General features: G+C 41.6%; 19 protein-coding genes and 1 tRNA gene. 12 read left to right on the forward strand and 8 right to left on the reverse strand.

The genetic code is table 11. The features are described from left to right. Positions 1–71 precede the first annotated feature (71 nt). Positions 72–590: a hypothetical protein gene (locus Q0C29_RS06920; RefSeq protein WP_291999927.1), complete on the forward strand. Its 519-nt coding sequence runs from the start codon at positions 72–74 to the stop codon at positions 588–590. An 89-nt stretch (positions 591–679) separates the two neighbouring features. Here the strand turns inward: Q0C29_RS06920 and Q0C29_RS06925 are convergent, their stop codons facing one another. Next, positions 680–1,663 (reverse strand): phosphate uptake regulator PhoU, encoded by a 984-nt coding sequence (locus Q0C29_RS06925; RefSeq protein ID WP_291999991.1) that lies wholly within the window; start codon positions 1,661–1,663, stop codon positions 680–682. A 232-nt stretch (positions 1,664–1,895) separates the two neighbouring features. Here Q0C29_RS06925 and Q0C29_RS06930 point away from each other — a divergent pair, with 232 nt between their 5' ends. Next, positions 1,896–2,753 carry an NAD+ synthase gene (locus Q0C29_RS06930; protein WP_291999928.1) on the forward strand — a complete coding sequence of 286 codons (858 nt, stop codon included), beginning with the start codon at positions 1,896–1,898 and terminating at the stop codon, positions 2,751–2,753. A 123-nt stretch (positions 2,754–2,876) separates the two neighbouring features. Here the strand turns inward: Q0C29_RS06930 and speE are convergent, their stop codons facing one another. Beyond that, positions 2,877–3,857 (reverse strand): polyamine aminopropyltransferase, encoded by a 981-nt coding sequence (gene speE / locus Q0C29_RS06935; RefSeq protein WP_291999929.1) that lies wholly within the window; start codon positions 3,855–3,857, stop codon positions 2,877–2,879. A 161-nt stretch (positions 3,858–4,018) separates the two neighbouring features. After that, positions 4,019–4,092, reverse strand: a tRNA-Met gene (locus Q0C29_RS06940). A 227-nt stretch (positions 4,093–4,319) separates the two neighbouring features. Between Q0C29_RS06940 and Q0C29_RS06945 the strand changes: the two genes are divergently transcribed. Together Q0C29_RS06945 and Q0C29_RS06950 are read left to right on the forward strand one after the other, a co-directional pair. After that, positions 4,320–5,627, forward strand: a complete 1,308-nt coding sequence (locus Q0C29_RS06945) for a fucose isomerase (protein WP_291999930.1) — start codon at positions 4,320–4,322, stop codon at positions 5,625–5,627. A 148-nt stretch (positions 5,628–5,775) separates the two neighbouring features. Further along, positions 5,776–5,982 carry a hypothetical protein gene (locus Q0C29_RS06950; protein ID WP_291999931.1) on the forward strand — a complete coding sequence of 69 codons (207 nt, stop codon included), beginning with the start codon at positions 5,776–5,778 and terminating at the stop codon, positions 5,980–5,982. A gap of 107 nt (positions 5,983–6,089) precedes the next feature. Here Q0C29_RS06950 and Q0C29_RS06955 read toward each other — a convergent pair whose 3' ends face one another. Further along, a complete protein-coding gene (locus Q0C29_RS06955) occupies positions 6,090–6,944 on the reverse strand; it encodes a carbon-nitrogen hydrolase family protein (RefSeq protein WP_291999932.1) in 855 nt (284 codons plus the stop codon). Between the two features lie 280 nt (positions 6,945–7,224). Here Q0C29_RS06955 and Q0C29_RS06960 point away from each other — a divergent pair, with 280 nt between their 5' ends. The 3 genes from Q0C29_RS06960 to Q0C29_RS06970 all read left to right on the forward strand — a co-directional run bounded on the left by Q0C29_RS06960 (position 7,225) and on the right by Q0C29_RS06970 (position 11,084). Beyond that, a complete protein-coding gene (locus Q0C29_RS06960; protein WP_291999933.1) occupies positions 7,225–7,767 on the forward strand; it encodes a 30S ribosomal protein S4 in 543 nt (180 codons plus the stop codon). 47 nt (positions 7,768–7,814) lie between these two features. Further along, the gene (locus Q0C29_RS06965; protein WP_291999934.1) at positions 7,815–10,352 is read left to right on the forward strand and encodes a hypothetical protein; all 2,538 of its coding nucleotides are present in this window, start codon (positions 7,815–7,817) and stop codon (positions 10,350–10,352) included. Positions 10,353–10,427: 75 nt separating this feature from the next. After that, positions 10,428–11,084, forward strand: a complete 657-nt coding sequence (locus tag Q0C29_RS06970; RefSeq protein ID WP_291999935.1) for a hypothetical protein — start codon at positions 10,428–10,430, stop codon at positions 11,082–11,084. A gap of 48 nt (positions 11,085–11,132) precedes the next feature. Here Q0C29_RS06970 and Q0C29_RS06975 read toward each other — a convergent pair whose 3' ends face one another. From Q0C29_RS06975 to Q0C29_RS06985, 3 genes are all read right to left on the reverse strand, one after another. After that, the gene (locus Q0C29_RS06975; RefSeq protein ID WP_291999936.1) at positions 11,133–12,545 is read right to left on the reverse strand and encodes a radical SAM protein; all 1,413 of its coding nucleotides are present in this window, start codon (positions 12,543–12,545) and stop codon (positions 11,133–11,135) included. A 13-nt stretch (positions 12,546–12,558) separates the two neighbouring features. Next, positions 12,559–14,064, reverse strand: coding sequence for a radical SAM protein (locus tag Q0C29_RS06980; protein ID WP_291999937.1), 1,506 nt, complete (start codon positions 14,062–14,064; stop codon positions 12,559–12,561). A 91-nt stretch (positions 14,065–14,155) separates the two neighbouring features. Next, positions 14,156–14,341, reverse strand: coding sequence for a hypothetical protein (locus Q0C29_RS06985; RefSeq protein ID WP_291999938.1), 186 nt, complete (start codon positions 14,339–14,341; stop codon positions 14,156–14,158). A gap of 451 nt (positions 14,342–14,792) precedes the next feature. Here Q0C29_RS06985 and Q0C29_RS06990 point away from each other — a divergent pair, with 451 nt between their 5' ends. The 3 genes from Q0C29_RS06990 to Q0C29_RS07000 all read left to right on the forward strand — a co-directional run bounded on the left by Q0C29_RS06990 (position 14,793) and on the right by Q0C29_RS07000 (position 18,113). Further along, positions 14,793–15,680 carry an NAD(P)-dependent oxidoreductase gene (locus Q0C29_RS06990; protein WP_291999939.1) on the forward strand — a complete coding sequence of 296 codons (888 nt, stop codon included), beginning with the start codon at positions 14,793–14,795 and terminating at the stop codon, positions 15,678–15,680. A 116-nt stretch (positions 15,681–15,796) separates the two neighbouring features. After that, positions 15,797–16,726 (forward strand): MBL fold metallo-hydrolase, encoded by a 930-nt coding sequence (locus tag Q0C29_RS06995; protein ID WP_291999940.1) that lies wholly within the window; start codon positions 15,797–15,799, stop codon positions 16,724–16,726. 124 nt (positions 16,727–16,850) lie between these two features. Next, complete coding sequence (locus Q0C29_RS07000; RefSeq protein WP_291999941.1) at positions 16,851–18,113, forward strand: mandelate racemase/muconate lactonizing enzyme family protein; 1,263 nt, start codon at positions 16,851–16,853, stop codon at positions 18,111–18,113. A 15-nt stretch (positions 18,114–18,128) separates the two neighbouring features. Here Q0C29_RS07000 and Q0C29_RS07005 read toward each other — a convergent pair whose 3' ends face one another. Next, complete coding sequence (locus Q0C29_RS07005; RefSeq protein WP_291999942.1) at positions 18,129–19,244, reverse strand: VIT1/CCC1 transporter family protein; 1,116 nt, start codon at positions 19,242–19,244, stop codon at positions 18,129–18,131. 106 nt (positions 19,245–19,350) lie between these two features. Between Q0C29_RS07005 and Q0C29_RS07010 the strand changes: the two genes are divergently transcribed. Continuing rightward, positions 19,351–20,790 carry a CoA-binding protein gene (locus Q0C29_RS07010; RefSeq protein ID WP_291999943.1) on the forward strand — a complete coding sequence of 480 codons (1,440 nt, stop codon included), beginning with the start codon at positions 19,351–19,353 and terminating at the stop codon, positions 20,788–20,790. A gap of 1 nt (position 20,791) precedes the next feature. Further along, entirely contained in the window at positions 20,792–21,493 is a 702-nt protein-coding gene (locus Q0C29_RS07015) for an acetate--CoA ligase family protein (RefSeq protein WP_291999944.1), read from the forward strand. Positions 21,494–21,551: the final 58 nt, after the last annotated feature.

Here is a 21,551-nt window from a genome sequence, read left to right on the forward strand (position 1 = left end):
AGTTAAAGGAAATATAATAATAAACCTTTCCGTGGATACTTTAATAAATGGGTACTAGCTCCTTTACTGAAATGAGTAAAGTCAGTAAACTTAGTGGTCTCCCAGGTTTTAGAAGGATAAACCTTGGTGACGTAATCCTACTCATATTGAGTGAAGCAAAAATGGAGGCCCTAAGATTATTCATAATTATGTACCTCCTCAGAAACCACCTAGGGGTAAGTTACGAGTACCCACCATGGTACTCTAGTGATGTTTGGGACTCTTTAAGAGCATTGATTAGTGATGGCTTAGTTGATAGGTATAGTGGAGATAAGGGGATTACAATGATTACTATTACTGAAAGGGGCATCTCCAGGATTAATAGCCTGGTTAAGGAGTTAGGTGACTCAATGGTAATCATTGGGCCAGCATTAATAATGAGGGCAAGTGACCTACGGCTTAGGGTTAAGGAAATTACACGCACCTATGTTAATATGCCTCTTAGGGCATTAGCCTCAGTGGCTCTTTCTGATGCAGCCCATGAGAGGTATTATCTTGGGGATAGGTCTATTGCATCAAAGATGCTTTGGGAAGCATCAAGCATACTTTAATATATTTGCCTTAATTTAACTTAACTTAACACTATATTTGGTCTCACGTAAATTAACCTAGATTCCTTCAAGGCTATTCAATACTAGGTCTAAATAGATTGCTCATCATTGCTTTCATTAATCTCCTTACTAGATTGCCTCTTAGTAACTGACCTAACGTAATTAGAGAATGTTGCCTCAGCAATGTCCACTGATAAGGCTATTATTAACTGCAGTTCATGCATTATTCCAGCCATCTCCTCACTGCATGGTTTCCTCACTAGGTTAAACATTCTGCTTAATAATTCCTCCCTACTCATTATTACCTTTAATGCCTGCTCCTTAGACCCTGATTGGTATGAGTTTATTGCCCTAAGCGTATATGACCAAACATCCTTAATCCTATTGTTAAGCTCCTTTACGCAATCAGGCTCAATCTTCTGCATTCTCTTAAGCGTACTGGCTGTTCTATCTAGGGCATCGGCAACATGCTCCATATTCTTAACTATTATCGTATCATCTATTGACTCCTTAGGATCCCTGAAGGACAACTTCTTAATTGTCCTTAAGGCTAAGAAGTAAAGCTTATCAACCTGGTCATCCATTCCAACAGCCTCATCAAGTAGTGATGAGTCGCCGGATTCAAGGTATGTTGATATTTTATCAAACATAGCGTTAAGTATTGTTGAGGTGCTGTTTATAACCATCTTAAGATCTATGTTTGTTTCTGAAGTAGCTACCTTAACCATAATGCCTTCCTCACCTTCAAGTATGAGTGAGCCAGGTAACTTTGATTCAATAGTCTGGTAAGCCCGCCTAATGCTTTCCCTGGGGCCCTTAACCATTATATCATCGAAGCCTTCAATGTAGCCAGCTATTATTATCCTCATGGCTTCATCAGAACCCTCACCGGATGATAATACGGCTGTGTTGCTTGAACCATGTTCAGAAACAACAGGCTTTATTATTAACATGTCTTCCACAGCCTTAACCTCTATTAAGTCTCCAAGCCCAATATTTAGCGAATCAAGCCACTGTTTAGGTAACGTTACCCCTATGCTCTTCTCCCCAATTCTAATAACCCTACGGTACATTGACACGAGTACACTAAACTACCCACTAGTTAAAAAATCTTCACTCTAGAACACCCCTAAACACTCGTATTGATTCATATTAACTGCTCAGTAATATGCAATAAGATTAATGATTAGTTAAAAGCGGCAGCTGTTAAATACACCTAATAATACTTAGGTTTAAGCGTAACACATCATTAATGTCATTAACTTAAGACGAAAGCGTTAATTAGGTTAAGTAGCGTAGCCTAATATGCAGCCCTGGATCACCCTAGATAAGTTACTTAACGTTAACTATGATTACATTGAAAGGAGGATAGTTGACTTCATAAGAACTTACGTAAACAGTTCTGGGGCTAAGGGCGCTGTTATAGGGCTTAGTGGCGGTGTTGATTCAAGTGTTACAGCCTCATTATTAACTAAGGCCTTAGGCAAAGATAGGGTTCTTGCCTTAATAATGCCATTTAAGACAACGCCACCTGAGGATGTTAAGGACGCTGTTCAATTAGCCCAAATATTGGGCATAAGGTATTATATAGTGAACATTGACTCCATCAGGGCGTCATTCTCAAGCTCAATACCTGCATTTAGTGAAAACGAAGTAGTCGCCAATGGCAATATATTAGCTAGAATCAGGATGACTATACTGTACTACTACGCTAACATTAATGGTATGATAGTTGCAGGCACTGGAGATAAGAGTGAGCTACTAATAGGTTACTTTACTAAGTATGGTGATGGTGGTGTAGATATATTGCCAATAGGGGATATTTACAAGAGCCAAGTAAGGATGCTTGGGAGGCACTTAGGCTTACCTGAATCAATAGTCACAAAGCCCTCAAGCCCACGCCTATGGGAAGGCCAGACCGCTGAGGGTGAATTAGGTGTTAGCTACGCAGATATTGATGTGATTCTCCACGCCTTAGTAGACTTAAGAATGAGCCCCCAGAAGGCGCAGGAGGCTACAGGGAAGCCGCTTAGCCTTATCGAGCAGGTATGGAGGAGAGTAATCACAACTGAGCATAAGCGTAGAACCCCCGTGGTGCCTAGGGTTGGGTTAAGGACTATTGGGCTTGATTGGCGTATGCCAATTCATTACAGCGGCTACTAGCGGTTAATTCACGTGTATCTCGTATCCACCTGCATTTGTGTTAATGCTGGCCCTTAATTCAGTTCAGCATTAATGTTTTAAATTAATTAATCGAGTATCTTCAACCAGTGAAGTTAATTTAAATTACATAGGCATGAAGGTTGGGTTCAAGTCCGTTGCCGGCTTAACCTCCTTATCCTCAAGGGCTATTCTTATGTGCTTAGGTAAAGTAAACATGTGAACATGGGTTAACCCATCGTAATACCTAGTATTCCCTTTAACATGCTTCATTAAGGCATTATCAACGTCAGCCTGCGTTAATTGAAGCGCATCAGTAGTATCGCTAGCTACTATGAATCCCCAGGGGGCATCATAGGAATGCATGTATGACTGATACGGTCTCACTTTACTGAAAACGGTCCCAATAGTCCTGTATATCACTGATAGAACCCTTAAGGCATAAGCCATGTTAGTTGCCTGGGTGGCTAGGACCCCGTTAGCTGTGAGTCTACTTTTAGCGAGTTTATAGAACTCGATGGTGTAAAGAAGATAAGATGGACCCCCCTCCAATGGGTCTGTTGCATCAATTATTATTACGTCAAACTTTTCACTGGATTCCTCAAGGAACTTCCTCCCATCACCTATAATTAGCTTAAACCTACTATCGTAGAATGATCCACCATGCATCTCAGGTAAATACTCCTTGGAGACCTTAACAACCTCCTCATCAATATCAACCATCACCACCTCCTTAACAGTATCCCACTTAAGCACCTCCCTGGCAGTGGCGCCTTCCCCTCCACCAATTATGAGTACTCTCTCTGGGCTTCCATTAAGTACCATTGCTGGGTGAACCAGGGACTCATGATAAACATACTCATCAAATAATGAACTCTGAACCTTACCGTCAAGCACAAGAGCCTTACCTAAATCCTTAAACTCAACAACAGCTATCCTCTGGTACTTTGACTCACCTGAGTAAAGAACCCTGTTAACAGCCCTCAAATGCCAACTGAATGGGGTTTCAAACTCTATGAAGTACGTACCCATTCTACTAACTTGATCCATTACACTACTCATTACGCCTAATCGCCATGAGTAGAGTGTGGCTCCCTTATTAAGCATTCACCCAAGTAAGCTCCAATGAAATAACCTAGGTCTAGTCTCCCAGGGGCCAGCATAGTAATGAATCTAAGGTTATTTACCAAGATGTAGCTTATGCTACAGTAACAATTAATGAACACCATATGCAACGGAGCTGAGCCATATGTTTAACGTTAGGGAAGTAGCGGCGGGTGGATTCGAACCACCGACCTCGGGGTTATGAGCCCCGCAGGATACCAGGCTTCCCTACGCCGCTGAAGTTCTTGAAGAGGGACAGTGTTTATAAGGGTTTCCCCAGTTAATGTTAGTTATTTAGTAAGGAGTAATGGTAGGTAAATGGCATCGCATAAATTCATTAAATCCTAAACTTAACGACCTCTTACTAAATGATCAGTGAATTAATTAAACTTTATATTAGTATTAAATAGTATTTACATTTATTGCAGTAAAACTTATATTTTAAGGAAACTTACCTTATGTAATATGAGGCTTTCTGTGTTCTTAATAGGTACCTCTAAGGATTTCGTCGATAATGTCAAACAGTACCTACAGAAAAAGTTCCCTCACATTGAATTTGACTTCTTCACGGTCTCAAGTATTAATGAAGCATCAAGTACAGTGTCTAGGTTACCAGGCGACACTACTGGCGTATTGGTTTTTAATTCATGGAGTATACCAAGCATTGTTAGGCCAATTTTATCGAGGGGTATCCCAACAATACTGATATCTGACACTTACGGTGGCGCTGGTGAATTCCTAATGGAATACTCTAGGGCTCTTAAGTTGAATCTACCAGTGTTTGGTATTGTTGTGAGGGACTTATCCAGCTTAAGTTTACTTGATAAGTACGTAAGGATGCTTGAGACCATAGGCAGATTGAGGGATTCTAAAATTGTTGCAGTAGTTGGACCTGATGAATTGAATTTAATGCACCTAGAGTACCCGTTAAGCATAGACCTTTATGGCTTACGCGCTTACCTTCAGTCAATATTCGGTGTTAAGATAGAATTAGTTGATATAAGGCATTTTAATGAGAAGTACTACAGTAAGGTTACTGATGAGGAGGCTAAGCCCATTGCTGAGAGGTGGCTTAAGAATGCTGAAAAGGTTGTTGATCACACTATTGATGATTTAATTAAGCCAGCTAAGCTTTACCTAGCGCTCAGGAGGCTTGCCAGCGATTATAAGGCTGATGCAGTAACCATGGATGACATAGTTCTCTATAACAGTGGCTTCCTGGATACTTGGCCATGCTTGCCCTTCATGGAGCTTACACTCAGGGACAAGATAGTATCAATATGTGAGGGGGACTTAATTTCAGGAACATTAATGCTGCTAATGAAGTTTTACGCAAATGTTCCAGGCTTTATAAATGACCCAGCGCCAGACATGAGTAAGGGTGAGATAGTTTACTTCCACTGTTACGCGCCCATAAATGCTAAGGGTTTTGACTCAATGGAGTTAAGCCCATACATAATAACACCAGCCCATGGAGGTGGTAAGAAGCTTTCAATACATGTTAGGTTACCCGTCAATGAAACAGTAACAGTTGTTGGTTTAAGCCCAGAGGAGAGGACACTAGCCATACATACTGCTAGGGCGATTGATAATGAGTATCATTTAAGGGCGTGCGCCACAAAGCTAGTGGCTAAGGCTAATGTTGAAGCCCTAGCTAAGAATTGGGTTTGGAGGGCTGGATGGCATAGGGTTGTATTCTACGGTGATTGGAGAGGGGACTTAAAGATATTAGCAAGACTACTTGGGTTAAGGATTATTGAGGAGGATGCATGATTAAACTAGGCTTGGTTTAAGTCTCATTAATGAAAATCATCAGTCTATATTGGTTATGGAATTTCATATATTGACTATGAATTAAGTTAACAGCGATGGAGAAAGGTTTATAAAGCCTATGAGAGGGGAGTAACTCGAGGTGAGTAAAATGAACATACCAAGGAATAATCTCACATTAGGTCTACCTAAAGGAAACATAAGGAATAGAATTGTTAAGGCACAGGTTAGTAGTCCCTATATAGATTATGAGCAAGCTGATGAAAATACTCATAATGAAGTATTCGTAATTTATGGTGGATTAACATTTGCTGCATTCACTTATGACACTACTTTGAGAATGTACAGGACTAATTAATCTTAATTAATGCATTGAAACCGCATTAGGCAATTTAATGACCACTAAGCAAGCATATGGAATAATGTGCAATGTGGGATGTTTGAGAATGAGCATAGTGAATTTAATTATGGCATGAAGTATCCCCTACTCCATAGGAATTCAGCATACCTAGTACCCTTAATTTGCCTTAAGGGTACATTCACGTTAACTCTTATTAAATCCTCCGCATTAGGACCCTCCTTGCCTTTAACCAATATAATTCCCCCAGGTCCTACTGCTAATGATGAGCCTATTAGTCTCCAGCCTTTCCATGGACCCTTACTCATCTCGCCAACACTACTTACACCGATAATTGCCATGTCGTATAACCTAGCCATTGTTGTGTATGAGACAATCCAATGCTTCCCATATGATCCATCTAAGTAGCTTTCCTTACTTAAATCATACGTGGGTGGTACCGCCCAGCCTGATGGTGAAAGTATCATGATTGCCCCCATCCTTGCCATTGAGTGGGCTAAAACTAGGTTACTGGGTGCATTATCTATGCAAATATCTACTCCAATTCTACCATACTCAGTATCCACTACGCCAACCTTATCACCAACCTCATATATTTCCTGCTCCTCAGGGGTTAAGTTAATCTTCCTATACTTCCACATTAGTTCACCTCTTGGGGAGGCTAAAATCGCCGAATCATACACCTTACCATTGTCGCGTTCAGTTAAACCAGCAACAACGTATACTCCATGTGACTTAGCGGCGTCTACCAGGATATCACTATATTGGCCAGGTATTGGTTTAGCTAATTCAACCGCATCAGGGTTGAGCCAACCAATATCCAGTGTTTCAGGTAAAACAACAATACTACAACCCATGGATGCGGAACGTCTAATAGCTTCAACAGCCCTACTTAAATTACCTTCAACATCATTGAAGACAACCTTAATCTGCCCCATGCATACAGCCACCTCATTATTCATGGTTAATGCACCTAACTTCCAAGTCTACTAGAGTTAATTAACTTTCACCCAATGGATGCGAAATATCTTGCGCATAGGATTGAAACCGATATTTCCATTGTCCTTATGGACTATTGAAACTTCAAAGATTAACCAGCGGATGGTGAATAAAGCAAGTGGTACTGAGACCTCACTTAAGGTTAGTGAATACGCCTTAAAGGATAAGGTTCAAGCTTTTCATTAATACTAATGTTAATTATGCTGGGAAATATTTATATACCATATACTCACGTTGAGCGTAATGGGCGATCCTAAGAGGCCTAAGAAGAAGTATGTTGAGGGGAAACCGAAGAGGCTGTGGAATAGCGACTTATTGATGAGTGAGCTTAGGCTAATTGGTGAGTATGGTTTGAGGAATAAGAAGGAGCTTTGGTTAGCTAGGGCACTATTAAGGAGTATTAAGCATAGGGCTAGGGAGATACTTTCAGCTCCGATGGAAGTTAGGGAGGAGGCTGAGAAGAGGCTTAAGGATAGGTTATTTAGAATGGGGTTAATAAACGATGTTAGTATGCCACTTGATTCAGTGCTAGCCCTTGATGTAACGGCAATACTTGAACGCAGGCTTCAAACCATAGTGTATAGGAAGGGTATGGCTAGGTCTATTCATGAGGCTAGGCAGTTAATAGTTCATGGTCACATATCAATAAATGGTGTTAGGGTTAGGTCACCTGGTTACCTTGTCCCAAGGAGCCTTGAGGACTACGTAGGCTTCGCCCCAACATCACGCATAGTTAAGGCTAAGGTAACTCAAGTAAATAAAGAAGGGCAAGCGGCCAGTTCATAGATTTGAATAATGCTTAATAAGGAATCCCTTAACCCTACTAGTCAAGTATGAGGGGGTTGTTAGCAGTATTAATGTTCGCAGTGGTAATGTCGTTGATCACTATAGCTAACCCGCAGCTTAACCCAGCTACCAGTAGTTTAACTAATTCAACCCATGCAAGTAACTTCACTAAACCCATACTTAACATCACTCTTAGCGTTAATTTAGTTAGCTTAAATTATGAGAACTGGGTTAAATATCCAGTTAACAATGTAGTATCAACCCCCCTAAACTCATTCACACTAGTAGTTAATGCATCAATAATCAACTCCACCGCGCCCATTAATGAAAGTGCAGTATTAAGTGTTAGAATTAGTAACGTATACTCATACTCAACAACGCTTAACCTCACTGCTGGCTCCTATAAGCTGGTTAATGTATCAGTCTACTCATTACCATACGGTAATTACTCAATTAACGTTACCTTAAGCATCATCAATTTCACCACCAGTAAGTCTTACAGTCTAATAATGTATAAGCCAACAATAATTAGTGCTTATGTGACGCAATGTGGCTTAATCACATCACCAGTTAATAACTCTAAGGTAATCATACCTTACTCATCACCAGTATTAAACATTTTACTTTACTCAGCTGAGCCCGTTAAATTAAGGCTAGTCAGCAGTGTGGGTGCTCTTTCCTCATCCTATGATGTTACTATTAATGGGGAATACGTGTTCCAGGAACCATTAATGTTCATAAATGGTACAGTTTCAGCGCAGCTAACGTTTAATGGGCAATCCTACTCCACGTACTCATTTCAGGTTTATTCAGTGAAGCCATGGTACTCCATTAACCTTACCTATGGCTCAGTTTCCTTAAGGGTGTTTAATGGTTCAAGTATTCCTGTTATAACTGGGCATAGCGTAAGCTTCTATGGTTCATATTTAAGCAACTTAACTATGGGGATTATGATTAATGGCCAAGTCACCGGCAGTAGTTTCTTCATAGTTAATAGTGGATCTTATAGTGCTCAAGCATTATTCACTTACGGTAGTTGTGTGGTTGGGTTAATTAAATTCAACATAACTGCGTATCAGCCAGTAGCGTTAATTACCTCACCTAATTCAACAGTGCCGCTTGGTGTTGATTCTAGGGTAATCATTAATGTTAATGTGCCGGCCCCAATTACTGAGGAGTATGTTTACGTTTCACCATTATCACCTCAGCTTCCAGTAAGCATTACTGGTAGTCCAATTGCCCTAAAGGGTAATGGTGAATTCACGGTGGGGTTGCTTGCTCTTCAGCCGGGTCCAATGCCTCTAAACGTATCCTTAACGATGACTGATTATGGGGGTTACTCGTACTACTTCAGTACTATAATCCTACTTAATATACTTAAACCATCCATGAGTATTACGCCTGGGTTACTTTATGTAACGTATGGGGAATTAGCCAGCATGTTAATTAACTTAACCGCCGATGGCTACAGTATAGTTAATCAAACCCTTCAATACCAGGTTACTTTAAATGGGATCAATGTTGCATTGGGTTCAGTGAGCACAAATTCAAGTGGCTACGCGTTATTGTCATTTAAGCCTAATGAGACTGGGATCTACATAGTTTACGTAACCTACTCCCCATCCCAATCCTTCTCAATAACAAGCCAGGCTAAGATTATTGTTAAACCAGCTAAGGTCAATATAAGCTACCTAGTTAACTCAACCATAGTTTATGGAGATTCATTAAAGGTGACGGTTAACCTAAGCCCAGGCATAACGGCTTCAGTTTACCTATACTTAAATAAGACATTCATCGGCTACATTAATGTAATTAACGGTACGGGCTACACCTACGTGAAACCAAATAGAGCAGGTTACTTCAACTTAACCCTCTATTACCCGGGTTCCCAGAATTACCTACCATCAGCAGTTGAGTCATCCCTAATGGTACTGAGGGCGCCCTGTTTAATCAATGTGAACATTAATGGATCATTAATTGTTGGGGATAAGCTAATAATAAGTGGTAATGTAACCGCACCAATTAGTCAAGTGCCAATTTACGTGAATAAATCATTAATCATGGCTTACGTAACTAATGGTAAATTTCAAGAATCATACGTACCACCTTATCCTGGGGTATACAATATTACAGTGTACTGGCCTGGTAATATCAATTACCTATCATGTGGCTTTAATGAACTGGTAAAGGTCATTAAGGCGAATCCAAGAGTATTAATTAGGGTGCTTAATAATGGTACAATAGCCTCCGGCAGCTCAATAGTAATACTTGTATTAATTAAAGCTAATAATAGATTACCAACAGACGCGAATGCATCAATCCTTGTTAATTCAAGCGGAAAGATAAGTAGTATGAGTACCTTAGTTAGTAATGGAACAGTGTTAAGGATAGCTACCGATAAGGCTGGGCCATGGATTATTTACATCAAGTACCTTGGTAATGAATGGCTTAACGAGGCTCACGTAGGACCTATTGCAGTCTACGTTGTTGCAGGACTCTTTGGAATCCCATGGTACATTTTTACAATATACGCGTTGGCGATTATAATGGGTTTACTAATATCATTACTAATGCGCCACAGTTAATTGTAGGTGATATTGCCTCTGCAGCGTTCCGTTCAAGTAGAATGTTTAATAAATAGGTTACTTACCCTAATTGCTGTGGATTATAAATCAATTCCGGATAACGTGTGTCCAATATCGTACTTTGACACTACTCACCTGGTCTTACGCATACTCTACCATAGGGTAAACCTATGCTTATCACTAGGCCTAGACTGCATGGGATTACCCATAATTTCAACATCAGTATTAACCATGAGGAATTGCAGTAGGGATTCTGTATATAAATTATTTAGAAGATTAATTAGGGTGAGGAATAAGTTGGGAAGGAACATTAAGCTACTTGAACTAGGCGATATCAAAGTTTACTTAAGGATTTCTAAAAATAAGGGTAGTATTCATGTGTACAATAGCTACATGATGAATAACCGTGACTGCAGTAAATTAGATAACTGCATCACAATAAATAACGTGACCCTACTCTACATGTACCTATTAATACGGCTTTCCGGAAGGAACGTAATTCTCCTTAATGTTCCTGATGCCCTAATATGGATTGCTAGGGTTTTCGGTATAGAGACTGCCGTATCAATCCTAGACTTAATTCATAATTACATGGAGAAGGGTGAGCTCTCAAGTGAGGTTAATGTACTATTAAGTATGCTTAGTTTACTTGGGCTAAGGATTAGTAAAGAACAGTTTGAGAACGCATTATTACCGGCAAGGAGAATTCTACACGTGTTAAGAAGCACATAGCTTAATACATTTAATCAAAGATAAGATTCCCTCACTATTAAGCAACTCTTACTCATTCCGCTTCATTAACCTGTCAATGAACCAGGGTACAATTGAATTCTTAATAGCCGTAATCACCATGCTTAACTTGCCGCTTAACAGTTCTTTTGCAAGGAATCCTGCCCTGAGGTAGAAGACCCTGTAGGCGTATTGAAGCATTTTATCAGCCTGCTGCCTAGTGAACCTATAACCCCTCATGACTGCCCTCAATGTCGTGTAATGCTCCCAGTTCCAATCCTCAATAAGGTTCTCGTTAACGGCTTGATAATAAAGTGGAGTGCCAGGGTATGGTGTTGCTACCGTGAACTGTGCATAAGATGGGTTAAGCTTAGCGGCGAACTTAGCGGTTCTCTTCATGTCATCTATTGTTTCCCATGGGAAACCTATAACGAATGATGCTACTGCATTAACCTTAAGCTCATGAACCCATTCAAAGACCTTAATGGCCTGCTCAATGGTTATCCTTTTACCAATCCTATTTATGGTGTCTTGACTAGCTGATTCGACACCAAAGTAAAGGGCTGTGCAACCGTGGTTTAGTAAGTCGCTCATCATCCTCCTATCAATAGTATCAACCCTTGAACCACAGGAGAAGTTTATGTCGAGTTTCCTTTCCCTTAACTCCCTTAAAAAGTCGTAAACAAATCTCTTACCTAGGGTGAACTCATCATCAGTGAAGACTACAGTATTAGTGTTGTACTTATTAACAGCCTCTTCAATTTCATCCACGACATTCTTCGCAGACCTATACCTAATTAACCTACCCCAGTAGTATGATGTTGAGCAGAAGGAGCAACCGTATGGGCAACCACGGCTAGCCATGACGTGAATTATCCTAATTGGTTTACCGAATATTGTGTACTTATCCATTGGCAGTAGGTGACGTGCTGGAAATGGTAACTCATCAAGGTTCCTTATGGGTGGCCTATCCCTTGTCCTAATAACCTCACCACCACTACTGAAAACTATGCCATTAACCTCCTTGAGAGCATCCTTATTCATTCCCATCTTCTCAATGGTGTTGATGAGGTCCAGTGTAGTGTACTCCCCCTCGCCTCTAACCACTACATCAACCCCATTGTTTAACGCCTCCTCATACATGAATGATGCATGTGGTCCACCCATCATTATGGGCAAGTCCTTATCATACTCCTTAATTGCCTTAACAGTATCATAAGCCTTATATATTGTTGGTGTTAATGCCGTTAAGCCCACTATATCAGGGCTCCATGCCTTAACCTCGTTAATGAAGGTTCCTAGGTCAATACCCTCGGTTGGTGAGTCAATTATCTTAACCTCATGTCCAGCCCTTTCAAGAACCGCTGCAATCCAAGCCAGTCCAAGTGGTGGCGCCTTAAGCCCAAGGACCTTATATATCTCCATTTTATCAATACCTGGTGGAACTGCTAATAGAACCCTCATTAATTAAGTCACCTTACTTGAACCCTAACTTGGATACTGTAACCTTAATCTTAGCCCACTGTTCAACCTCATCCTTAAGCCTTTTCCACTCCCTGGAATTATATATGCATCCTGGATCTGGAGCTAAAACATCACCGAAGTACCCATACGCCCTAGCCCTGCAGCCACCGCAAATCATCTTATATGGGCACCGGCCGCAGAAGCCTTTAAGCCTGCTCCTGTCTCTGAAGTTCTCCATGAATGGGTCCATCCAAATATCCCAAAATGACCTAGTCCTAAGGTTACCCACTGGGTAGGGTAGGAAGACACATGGTGTGAGGGTTCCCTCAGGTTCAATTGCAGCGTAGATTCTACCAGCTCCACAGCCACCAATGAATTCGGTTAACTCCCTTGTTATTGGGTCACTGGCAACTACAAAGTGCGTTGGGGCTGTATCACTATTATTGCTTAGCTGATTAACAACCCTACCATAGTAAGGTGCCGTAGTAACTATCTCCATGTTCCTCCTCTTCATCTCCATGTAAATATGTCTCATGAAACTCTCCCTCTCCTCGGGTGATAAGTCAATATCCAGGTTCTCACGGCCCCTACCCACTGGGACAAAGTTGAAGAAGACGACCCTCCTCACGCCTATTTCCTGGGCTAGGTCAAGTATCTTATCAACCTGGTCAATGTTAGTTTTGGTCACTGTAAAGGCTAATGCGGCACTGAAGCCTAACTTAACGGCATTAATGAGCCCCCTAACGGCCTTATCCCAAGCCCCCTCAACCCCCCTAAACTTATCGTGAACAGCTGGGTCAGCAGCATCGATACTAATCTCCACGTACCTTAACCCAGCCTTCTTAGCCTTCTCAGCGAACTCCATGTTAGCGAACATGAGTCCATTAGTAGCCACCGCTGAGTAAAAGCCCCTTCTATTCATCTCGTTTAATACAACCCAGAAGTCTGGGTGTATTGTTGGTTCACCACCAGATAGGGCTATTGCTGGTACGCCAGCTTCATCAAGTTCCTTAACTACCCTAAGCTTCTCCTCTAAGGTTAACTCATTTGGTAGTGGCTTACCGGCATTCTGATAACAGTGAACGCACTTAAGGTTGCATAGGTTAGTGAAGTTCCAAACTATGAAGAATGGCGCAGGAAGCTTCTGGGGAGTGGTTACACCAAATAATGCAATACCCCTAAGTGTAGTAACAATACCCCTCCTAACAGCTGGGTCACTAAGTATCTGCTTAACGTCATCCTCATTAGCATGGAAGTAACTCATGGTTAACTTAACCATGGCCTTAAAGAACGGTGAAGCCAAATGCGCTACAGTTGGGCAAGGTTCATTACCTGCGTAGGCAGCCATAACCCATTCAAGTAGCGGCTTCCTCTCACCGTTAAACTCAATCTCCTTCATTAATGCTGATAAGGCATGGCGTATAGCACCCCTATTAAGCATCCTAATCGCAGCTATTAACGCCCCAGTCCCACTCCTCTCAGAAGCCTTACTAGTAATGTTATCGATGGCTGATGACATATTTTTATTAATGCAGTAACCGGATATTAGCCTGTTTACCCATTAAACGAACTTAGGGCATAATGACGCTGTTACATTAAGGCAAGCGTGTTCATGCGTTCCTCCTAACGTTAACTATAATGAACGTTAGGAATGCAATGAGCATCACTATTACCACTAGGTCAATTATTAATGCAGCCTCAACGTGAATATCAAAGGGTAATGCGAAAAGAGCCAGCACTAGAAATATTATAGACAACATGTACGCTAGGCGTGCAACAGACGGATCCAATTCCATACTTAATTAACACTAGGGTGGTAAATATAGTTTAGCTTAATCTTAACTTCATCCTTAAATTAAATACAGCTCCTCATTCAAGTAAATGAATTAGAATCATTATTTAAAGCCTTAAACCTAATACTATAGATATGCCATTACGCTGGTTGTCCAAGCAATTAACCCAGTCCCGCTCTCCTAATGTATATGCTCCTCGTTACGTAAGATAAGATGAAAAGAAGTATAAGGCTTAAAATCAATTCAAGCGCTATGAGTACTACATCTACGGTCTTAGTAATCTAAGTCTCCATGAGGGCAATACTTGTTTTTAACTGGGTCCTCCATTATTATTTTAAGGTTAACGTTGTCTTCGGTTTAAGTTCAATTTAAAGGTGAATTTAACAAGAGTTGTTTATTGAATCTTAATTAGCATGAGCGATAAGTTTAATTTTAATTAAGGTAAGCACAACCTATGGTTAGGGTAGGCTTAATAGGCTTGGGCACGATGGGTTGGAGGATTGCTAAGAACCTTAGGGATGATGGATTACTTGTAGGAGTGTTTAATAGAACTATGAGTAAGGCCCTGAGGTTTGCAGAAGAGTTTAAGGTTCATGTGTTCAATAATCCTGCTGAATTAGCCAGTAATGTTGATGTAGTAGTATCAATAGTGTCGGATGATGATGCAGTCAAATCCATTATGCTGGGTGAGGGAGGGGTCATTAATGGGATTAAGCAAGGCTCCTTGATAATTGAAATGTCAACGATATCTCCATCAACATCAATTGAATTGGCCAGTAAGGTTAAGGAGAAGGGTGGATTAATGGTTGATGCACCAATAATAGGTACCTCAGTACTTATTGAGAAACGCGAGGCCGTAGTACTAATTGGTGGTGAGAAGGAAGCGTATGAGAGGGCTTACGAGGTGGTTAGGCACTTCGCCCGTTACATAATTCACATTGGGCCTAATGGGTATGGGCTTTACGCTAAGTTAATCAATAATGCGTTGCTTGGCTCCTATGTGGCAGCTTTAGCTGAGGTTGTTAACCTGGGTGAAGCTATGGGATTAAGCAGTGGCGTAATAATGGATGTGTTGACTAAGCTCTCAAGCGCTAGGTCACCAACCTCAGAGCTTAAGGTACCTAAGATGATTAATAATGACTTTAGTCCTCAGTTCGCTACAAAACACATGAGGAAAGACCTTGACTTGGTTAATAAGGAGGCAAGCAGATTGGGAGTACCAATACCAATGGCAGCATTATCACTTCAATTATATAGGATGGCTGAGACAAGTGGATTAAGCGATGACGACTTCTCAGCCGTAGTTAAAATACTTAAGAGACGTAACTTAACTCAACATTAGCCCTACAGTAACGGTCATTAAGAATAATTCACTGCTTATCCACCATGCTCCTTCAAGTTAAAGTTAAGCATTTTATATGGTGAAATACTTTAAATTATAGGGCTTGAGGTCAGAGTATGGTTGAGGTTACTGTTAGAGATTTAACAAGTAGGGTTAGCCTAGTAGGTACGTATTATGGTGATGTTGAGTTAAACATGGTTTACGTTAAGGATAGTGGGGTACTGCTTGACACATCAACATCAGGCATAATAGAGGATGTGGTTAAGGTAATAGGGTTACCTAAGGTAGCGATAATTGCTCATCCACATGAGGATCATGCCGGTGGAAGCGGGTACTTAGCAAGCAGGGGTGTTAGGGTAATCGCCCATGAGGTTGCCAGAGGCTTCCTGTACAATAACGTAATAAACGTTGACTCATTCTTCCCACTAAAGTATAGAAGATGCTTCACGCCAGAGTTCAGTGAGTCCTTCATAAGGGACTTTAGGAGTAAGGTTGGTTCACCGATGGTTCACGAGTCCTTCAGAGGTATGTTAAGTATTGATGGTGTTAAGTGCATTGAGGCCTTCGGCCACACTTCAGGTACAGTGGTGTGTATTGCTGATGGTGTAATGTTCACCTCGGATGCAGTACAGGGTTCTGGTATAAGGGGTTCAGAAACCACGGATTCAATACCTCAGCTAACGTCTATAGATGATTATCTACAGACCTTAAGTTCATTAAGAAGCATTAAGGTTAACATGCTTGTTCCAGGGCACAATTACTTACCCTTCGCCAAGAGAGTATTGGAGGGGGATGAAATTAGGGGGTTTATTGATGCGTCAGTGGAGTCTGTTAATAGGATACTTAACATTGCTAAGTCCCTACTTGAGGAAAGGCCAATGACAATATGCGAGTTCGCGACGAATCTAATACATGAATATGGGGTTAAGAGGAGCCTTTATCCACAAGCCCTAATAACCGCTGATGCGGTCCTAAGGTACTATAGGAGGAGGGGGATGCTTAAAGTTATTAAGGAGGGGGATGTTGCCTTATACTCTATAGCATAAGCATTAAGCCGGCTTTCCTTAAAACAATGGTTACTTAGGAACAGTAGTTTTAACAGTACGTACGGCTTATGCATTAATGATCATTAATTAATACTTATTAAGTCAACATATGTAACTGTTGACTATGCGTGAATTAAGAATAACCGACTTAAAAGTTGCAACTGTTCAAGCTAACTTCGAGTGGACATTTGTCAGGGTTTATGCAGGTGACTTATACGGTACTGGTGAGGCTGGTCCAGCACCTGGGTTAAGGGGTATGAGTCAGCATTTCAGGAGGCTGCTGCTTGGTGAGGATGCGCTTAAGATTAGGAGGATTGAGCAAAAGATTAGGTGGGCTACATTATACGCTGGTACAAGTACATACCACTTAGCTTCAGCGATAAACATAGCCCTTTACGATCTAGTGGGTAAGTACCTTAATGTACCTGTCTGGAGAATATTAGGTGGGTATAGGGATGAGGTTAGGGTGTACGTTGATGCGCATGGTGGTAAGGGGCTTGAGGCAATGAATTCACTACTGCTTCCGGAAAAATTACCATGGCTCACTAGTACTGAGGTTGAGTCAGGTAGATTAGTTACTGAGAATAATCCAATACACGGTAGATTATCGATTGAGAAGTGGAATAGTGACTATAGCCCAGAGTCCTATGCTGATAGGGCTAGGAGGATGGTGGCTGAGGGTTATACTGCCATTAAGTTTGACTTAGATGTTCCAACACCCTATACTGACCCAAGGTTAATCATGAGTGGTGAACTGAGTCTTAAGGATATTGACTACTTAGCTTCAATAGTTAGGGCTGTTAGGGAGGCTGTGGGTGATGGTGTGGATATAATGTTTGACCTGCATTGGAGGTATAGTGTTAACACTGCGGTGAGGATATGTAAGGCTATTGAGCAGTATAGGCCAAGGTGGATAGAGGATCCAACCCCAGCTCAAATAACGATTAGTAACCTTGATGAATTAAGGTTAATTACGCAGAACTGCACCATACCTATTGAGACTGGTGAGAACCTGTACACCGTATACCAGTTCAAGGACCTCCTCAATACTGGAGTTAGGGTTTGGGCACCCGATATTGTTAAGGCCGGCGGTGTAAGTGAGGGCGTTAGGATCGCTGAATTAGCCTCAATGTATGATATAGAGTACTCGCCTCATAATATATCGTCACCAATAGGCACAATGGCCCATGCCCACGTAGCCTCAGTGGCGAATACGTTTGGTGTCCTTGAATTCCATGGTCATGATGTACCCTTCTGGGGTGAGGTCGTTAAACCTAAGAGGAGGGTAATTGAGAAAGGCTACATTAGGCTTACTGATGAACCTGGATTAGGCGTTGACTTAGATATGGATGTTGTTAAGAGGTATTGGCCTGATGTGGAACTCTAAGGCATTGTCAATGAGCTATGTCACAGTAGCCCCAAGTGCATGGGCTAATGAACCCACTAGGTATGTTATCATTAATGCTAGCAGGCTTAACCCTACATTTCTGGTGATTGCATTACGAATCTTAGCGTTACTTGAAACAGCAGTAAATAAGCCGGCTATTGACGTTGCTATAATCATTAATATTATTGACGCTAACAATGCTGCGTATTTACTTATTAACCCAATGGTTGGGAATGGCAATATAACTAAGGCAGCGCCAATCATGTAGGAGACTCCTGTGCTTATTGCTGATTTAGTAGCGTCCTCGGTTGATTCCACGTAGCCTAATTCCCTCGTTATAACCATATCCGATACAGCATCCTTATACTCACTTAATTCCTTAGCAATACTCCTAGCCTTCTCCTCAGGTACACCGCTACTTTTTAAGATACCAAGCACCTTATCGCTAACGGTACTAATGGGCAGTATCCTAAGAGCTGTCCTCACCTTACTCACCCTATAGTTCATTAATTCTGATTGGGCCTTAACCGACATGTAGGCTCCTATGCTCATTGAGATTGTGCCGGCGACCCCCACTATTAAACCAGCCATGGCTATTAACAGCGGGTTAGTTACAACCGGTACTAATCCTGCTAAGGCCGCCATTACCTCAACCAAGCCATCGCTCATACCATATATGAAATCCCTAATGTTACTGAAGCGTTCACTCATTTTAGTTGCTTCCTCTATGAAGTAATCCTCATGTACTACCTCATCCCTAATTATTTCATCAAGCGTGGAATCCTTTACGAAATCCCTAGCGTTAACGTACCTTATAATAGCCTCATCCTCCTCCCTCTCCCTAAGCCTAATAACAACCGCAAGACCGAAGAGTATTCTTAGGACTAGGTAAAACATGATCTTAAGTAATGGGGCCTTAAATTCACCAACACTTTGACCCGCCTCCTTTGCCTTTAATTCCCAATACTTCGCATGCCTAAGCTCTGTTGAGGCTATCTCCTCTAAAGCCCTCTTCCTATCCTGATTCCTTTCAACCCTAGCAAGGGCGCTATAAACATAGTAGTCCGTTAACTCATCTCTGTAGAACTCAATGTAATTAACATTACCTAACACTTCACCGTGCTGGTTCATTACCGCTACAGTGATTGCTCCTTAAATAAACCCTTCGCAGATGAAAAGCCTATAGGCTAGGTGAAGTGGGAATATATTTAAACCACTAGTAACTATTTAGTACTATATGGTTATTGAAGAAGCCAGTGAGGCAACTGGTACTGGGGGGAAGGGCATTGATGTTTTGTTTTACCCATCGTCAGTAGCCGTAATTGGAGCAACACCTAAGCCAGGTCACGTCGGCTACGTCATAATGAGTAACCTACTTAGTAAGTTTAAGGGTAAGGTCATTTTAGTTAACCCAAGGTATGATTCAATAAATGGAGTGAAGTGCTATAAAAGTATAACTGAGGTGAATGATGAGGTTGACTTAGCCGTAGTGGCAGTACCAGCCCCAGTGGTTCCCCAGGTTACGGCTGATGCAGTTAAGAAGGGTGTTAAGGCATTGATTATAATTAGTGGAGGCTTCAGTGAGGTTGGTGAGGAAGGGAGGAAGCTTGAGGATGAGGTTAGGGCGATTGTGAAGAATACCCCCGTTAGGGTACTTGGCCCAAACTGCATAGGCGTTTACAATGCGGATAACGGCTTTGACACATTCTTTCTACCTGAGGATAGGATGGGTAGGCCACCTAATGGTCCAATAGCCCTAATAAGTCAATCAGGAGCTGTTGCGGCGGCAATACTTGACTGGGCATCAAGGAGAAGACTAGGCATAGGTTTAGCCGTGAACTACGGTAATAAGCTTGATGTTAATGAGTCTGAGCTCCTAGAGTACCTAGCCAATAATAGGAACGTTAAGGTAATCACAATATACATGGAGGGGTTAAAGTACCCTGGTGAGGGATTAAGGTTCCTTGAAACTGCAAGGAAAGTAACCCAAATGAAACCTGTAATAGTCTACAAGGCAGGCAGGACTAAGGCATCAGCAGGTGCCGTGGCGAGCCATACGGCAGCATTAGCTGGTGACTACGAAATCTACAGGGGTGCCTTTAGGCAGGCGGGCTTAATAGAGGCTAATAGTGTTAGGGAAATGTTCGACTTAGCGAAAGCCTTAGCCACACAACCCTTACCAAGAGGCAGGAGGGTACTTGTACTTACGGATAGTGGGGGAATGGGGATTCAGGCAGTGGACACATTATCAACCCTAGGTCTTGAGGTCCCTGAACTACCTGAAACTATTCAATCAATGCTTAGGAAGTTCCTACCACCCTTAGCCATAGTTAGGAATCCTGTTGATGTAACCGGAAGCGCAACTGATGAATACTATAAGATAGTTCTTGATTCAATCCTACCCACTAGTTACGTTGACATGGCCCTCATAGTTGCGTTAATGCAGATACCTGGCTTAACCCCAAACCTAGTTAACTATATTATTGATGCTAAAAGATACGGGAAACCCATGGTGGTGGTTTCCTTTGGAGGTAGCGCAATGATGGAGAAGTTCAATGAAGCACTAGAAAATAATGGAATACCAGTATACGCAACACCGGATAGGGGTGCCAGGGCCCTATGGGCCCTAGTGGAGTACAGTATGATTAAGAAGATGCTTAGGGAGGAGGTGGAGTAGTATGGTTCATGATATTGTTGCTAAGGCCCTCTCCGAGGGTAGGTTTAAGTTACTTGACTATGAGGCATATGAACTACTTGAAGCCTATGGGATACCAACACCAGGGTATAGGGTTGCATCAAACTATGAGGAAGCCATTAAGGCGGCTAATGAGGTCGGCTACCCAGTTGCAATAAAGGTGATTTCCCCTGATATAATGCATAAGACTGATGTTGGTGGCGTAATACTTAACGTTAATAGTGATGATGAGGTTAAGAGGGCATGCGAAGAAATGAACAGCAGCATTAAACGCCTAGCTCCATACGCCAGGGTTTCCGGTTTCCTAATTCAACACATGGTTCAGGGAGGCCTTGAGGTAATTGTAGGGGGATTAAGGGATAGGATATTCGGTACAGTGATTCTATTCGGTATTGGAGGAATCTTAACTGAGCTGTATAAGGATACTTCAATGAGGATTGCACCAATTACTGAGGATGATGCGTTAAGCATGATTAAGGAAACTAAGGCTTACCAATTAATGATAGGCTACAGGGGTATGCCGAGGAGGGATATTTACTCACTCGTAGATGTGATTGTCAAATTCTCTAGACTAATGATTGAGAATCCGCAGATATCTGAGGCTGACTTGAACCCAGTAATAATGCTTGAGAATGGGAAGGGTTCATACGCTGTAGATGCTAGGTTCATAATAAAGCCCACTTAATCCAATACTATTTATAACGCATAACAGTAGGATGTGATTAATCCTTAAAATACGTTAT

The organism is Caldivirga sp. (genome assembly GCF_023256255.1).
Lineage (GTDB): Archaea > Thermoproteota > Thermoprotei > Thermoproteales > Thermocladiaceae > Caldivirga.

Excerpts from the sequence above, each read along its gene's own strand:
- Q0C29_RS06950 (WP_291999931.1), top strand. The coding sequence starts at position 5,776 with ATGAACATACCAAGGAATAATCTCACATTAGGTCTACCTAAAGGAAAC.
- Q0C29_RS06995 (WP_291999940.1), top strand. The coding sequence starts at position 15,797 with ATGGTTGAGGTTACTGTTAGAGATTTAACAAGTAGGGTTAGCCTAGTA.
- Q0C29_RS07000 (WP_291999941.1), top strand. The coding sequence starts at position 16,851 with ATGCGTGAATTAAGAATAACCGACTTAAAAGTTGCAACTGTTCAAGCT.
- Q0C29_RS06955 (WP_291999932.1), bottom strand. The coding sequence starts at position 6,944 with ATGAATAATGAGGTGGCTGTATGCATGGGGCAGATTAAGGTTGTCTTC.
- Q0C29_RS06980 (WP_291999937.1), bottom strand. The coding sequence starts at position 14,064 with ATGTCATCAGCCATCGATAACATTACTAGTAAGGCTTCTGAGAGGAGT.
- Q0C29_RS06945 (WP_291999930.1), top strand. The coding sequence starts at position 4,320 with ATGAGGCTTTCTGTGTTCTTAATAGGTACCTCTAAGGATTTCGTCGAT.
- Q0C29_RS06920 (WP_291999927.1), top strand. The coding sequence starts at position 72 with ATGAGTAAAGTCAGTAAACTTAGTGGTCTCCCAGGTTTTAGAAGGATA.
- speE (WP_291999929.1), bottom strand. The coding sequence starts at position 3,857 with ATGCTTAATAAGGGAGCCACACTCTACTCATGGCGATTAGGCGTAATG.
- Q0C29_RS06960 (WP_291999933.1), top strand. The coding sequence starts at position 7,225 with ATGGGCGATCCTAAGAGGCCTAAGAAGAAGTATGTTGAGGGGAAACCG.
- Q0C29_RS07015 (WP_291999944.1), top strand. The coding sequence starts at position 20,792 with ATGGTTCATGATATTGTTGCTAAGGCCCTCTCCGAGGGTAGGTTTAAG.
- Q0C29_RS06985 (WP_291999938.1), bottom strand. The coding sequence starts at position 14,341 with ATGGAATTGGATCCGTCTGTTGCACGCCTAGCGTACATGTTGTCTATA.
- Q0C29_RS07005 (WP_291999942.1), bottom strand. The coding sequence starts at position 19,244 with ATGAACCAGCACGGTGAAGTGTTAGGTAATGTTAATTACATTGAGTTC.
- Q0C29_RS06925 (WP_291999991.1), bottom strand. The coding sequence starts at position 1,663 with ATGTACCGTAGGGTTATTAGAATTGGGGAGAAGAGCATAGGGGTAACG.
- Q0C29_RS06930 (WP_291999928.1), top strand. The coding sequence starts at position 1,896 with ATGCAGCCCTGGATCACCCTAGATAAGTTACTTAACGTTAACTATGAT.
- Q0C29_RS07010 (WP_291999943.1), top strand. The coding sequence starts at position 19,351 with ATGGTTATTGAAGAAGCCAGTGAGGCAACTGGTACTGGGGGGAAGGGC.
- Q0C29_RS06990 (WP_291999939.1), top strand. The coding sequence starts at position 14,793 with ATGGTTAGGGTAGGCTTAATAGGCTTGGGCACGATGGGTTGGAGGATT.
- Q0C29_RS06965 (WP_291999934.1), top strand. The coding sequence starts at position 7,815 with ATGAGGGGGTTGTTAGCAGTATTAATGTTCGCAGTGGTAATGTCGTTG.
- Q0C29_RS06975 (WP_291999936.1), bottom strand. The coding sequence starts at position 12,545 with ATGAGGGTTCTATTAGCAGTTCCACCAGGTATTGATAAAATGGAGATA.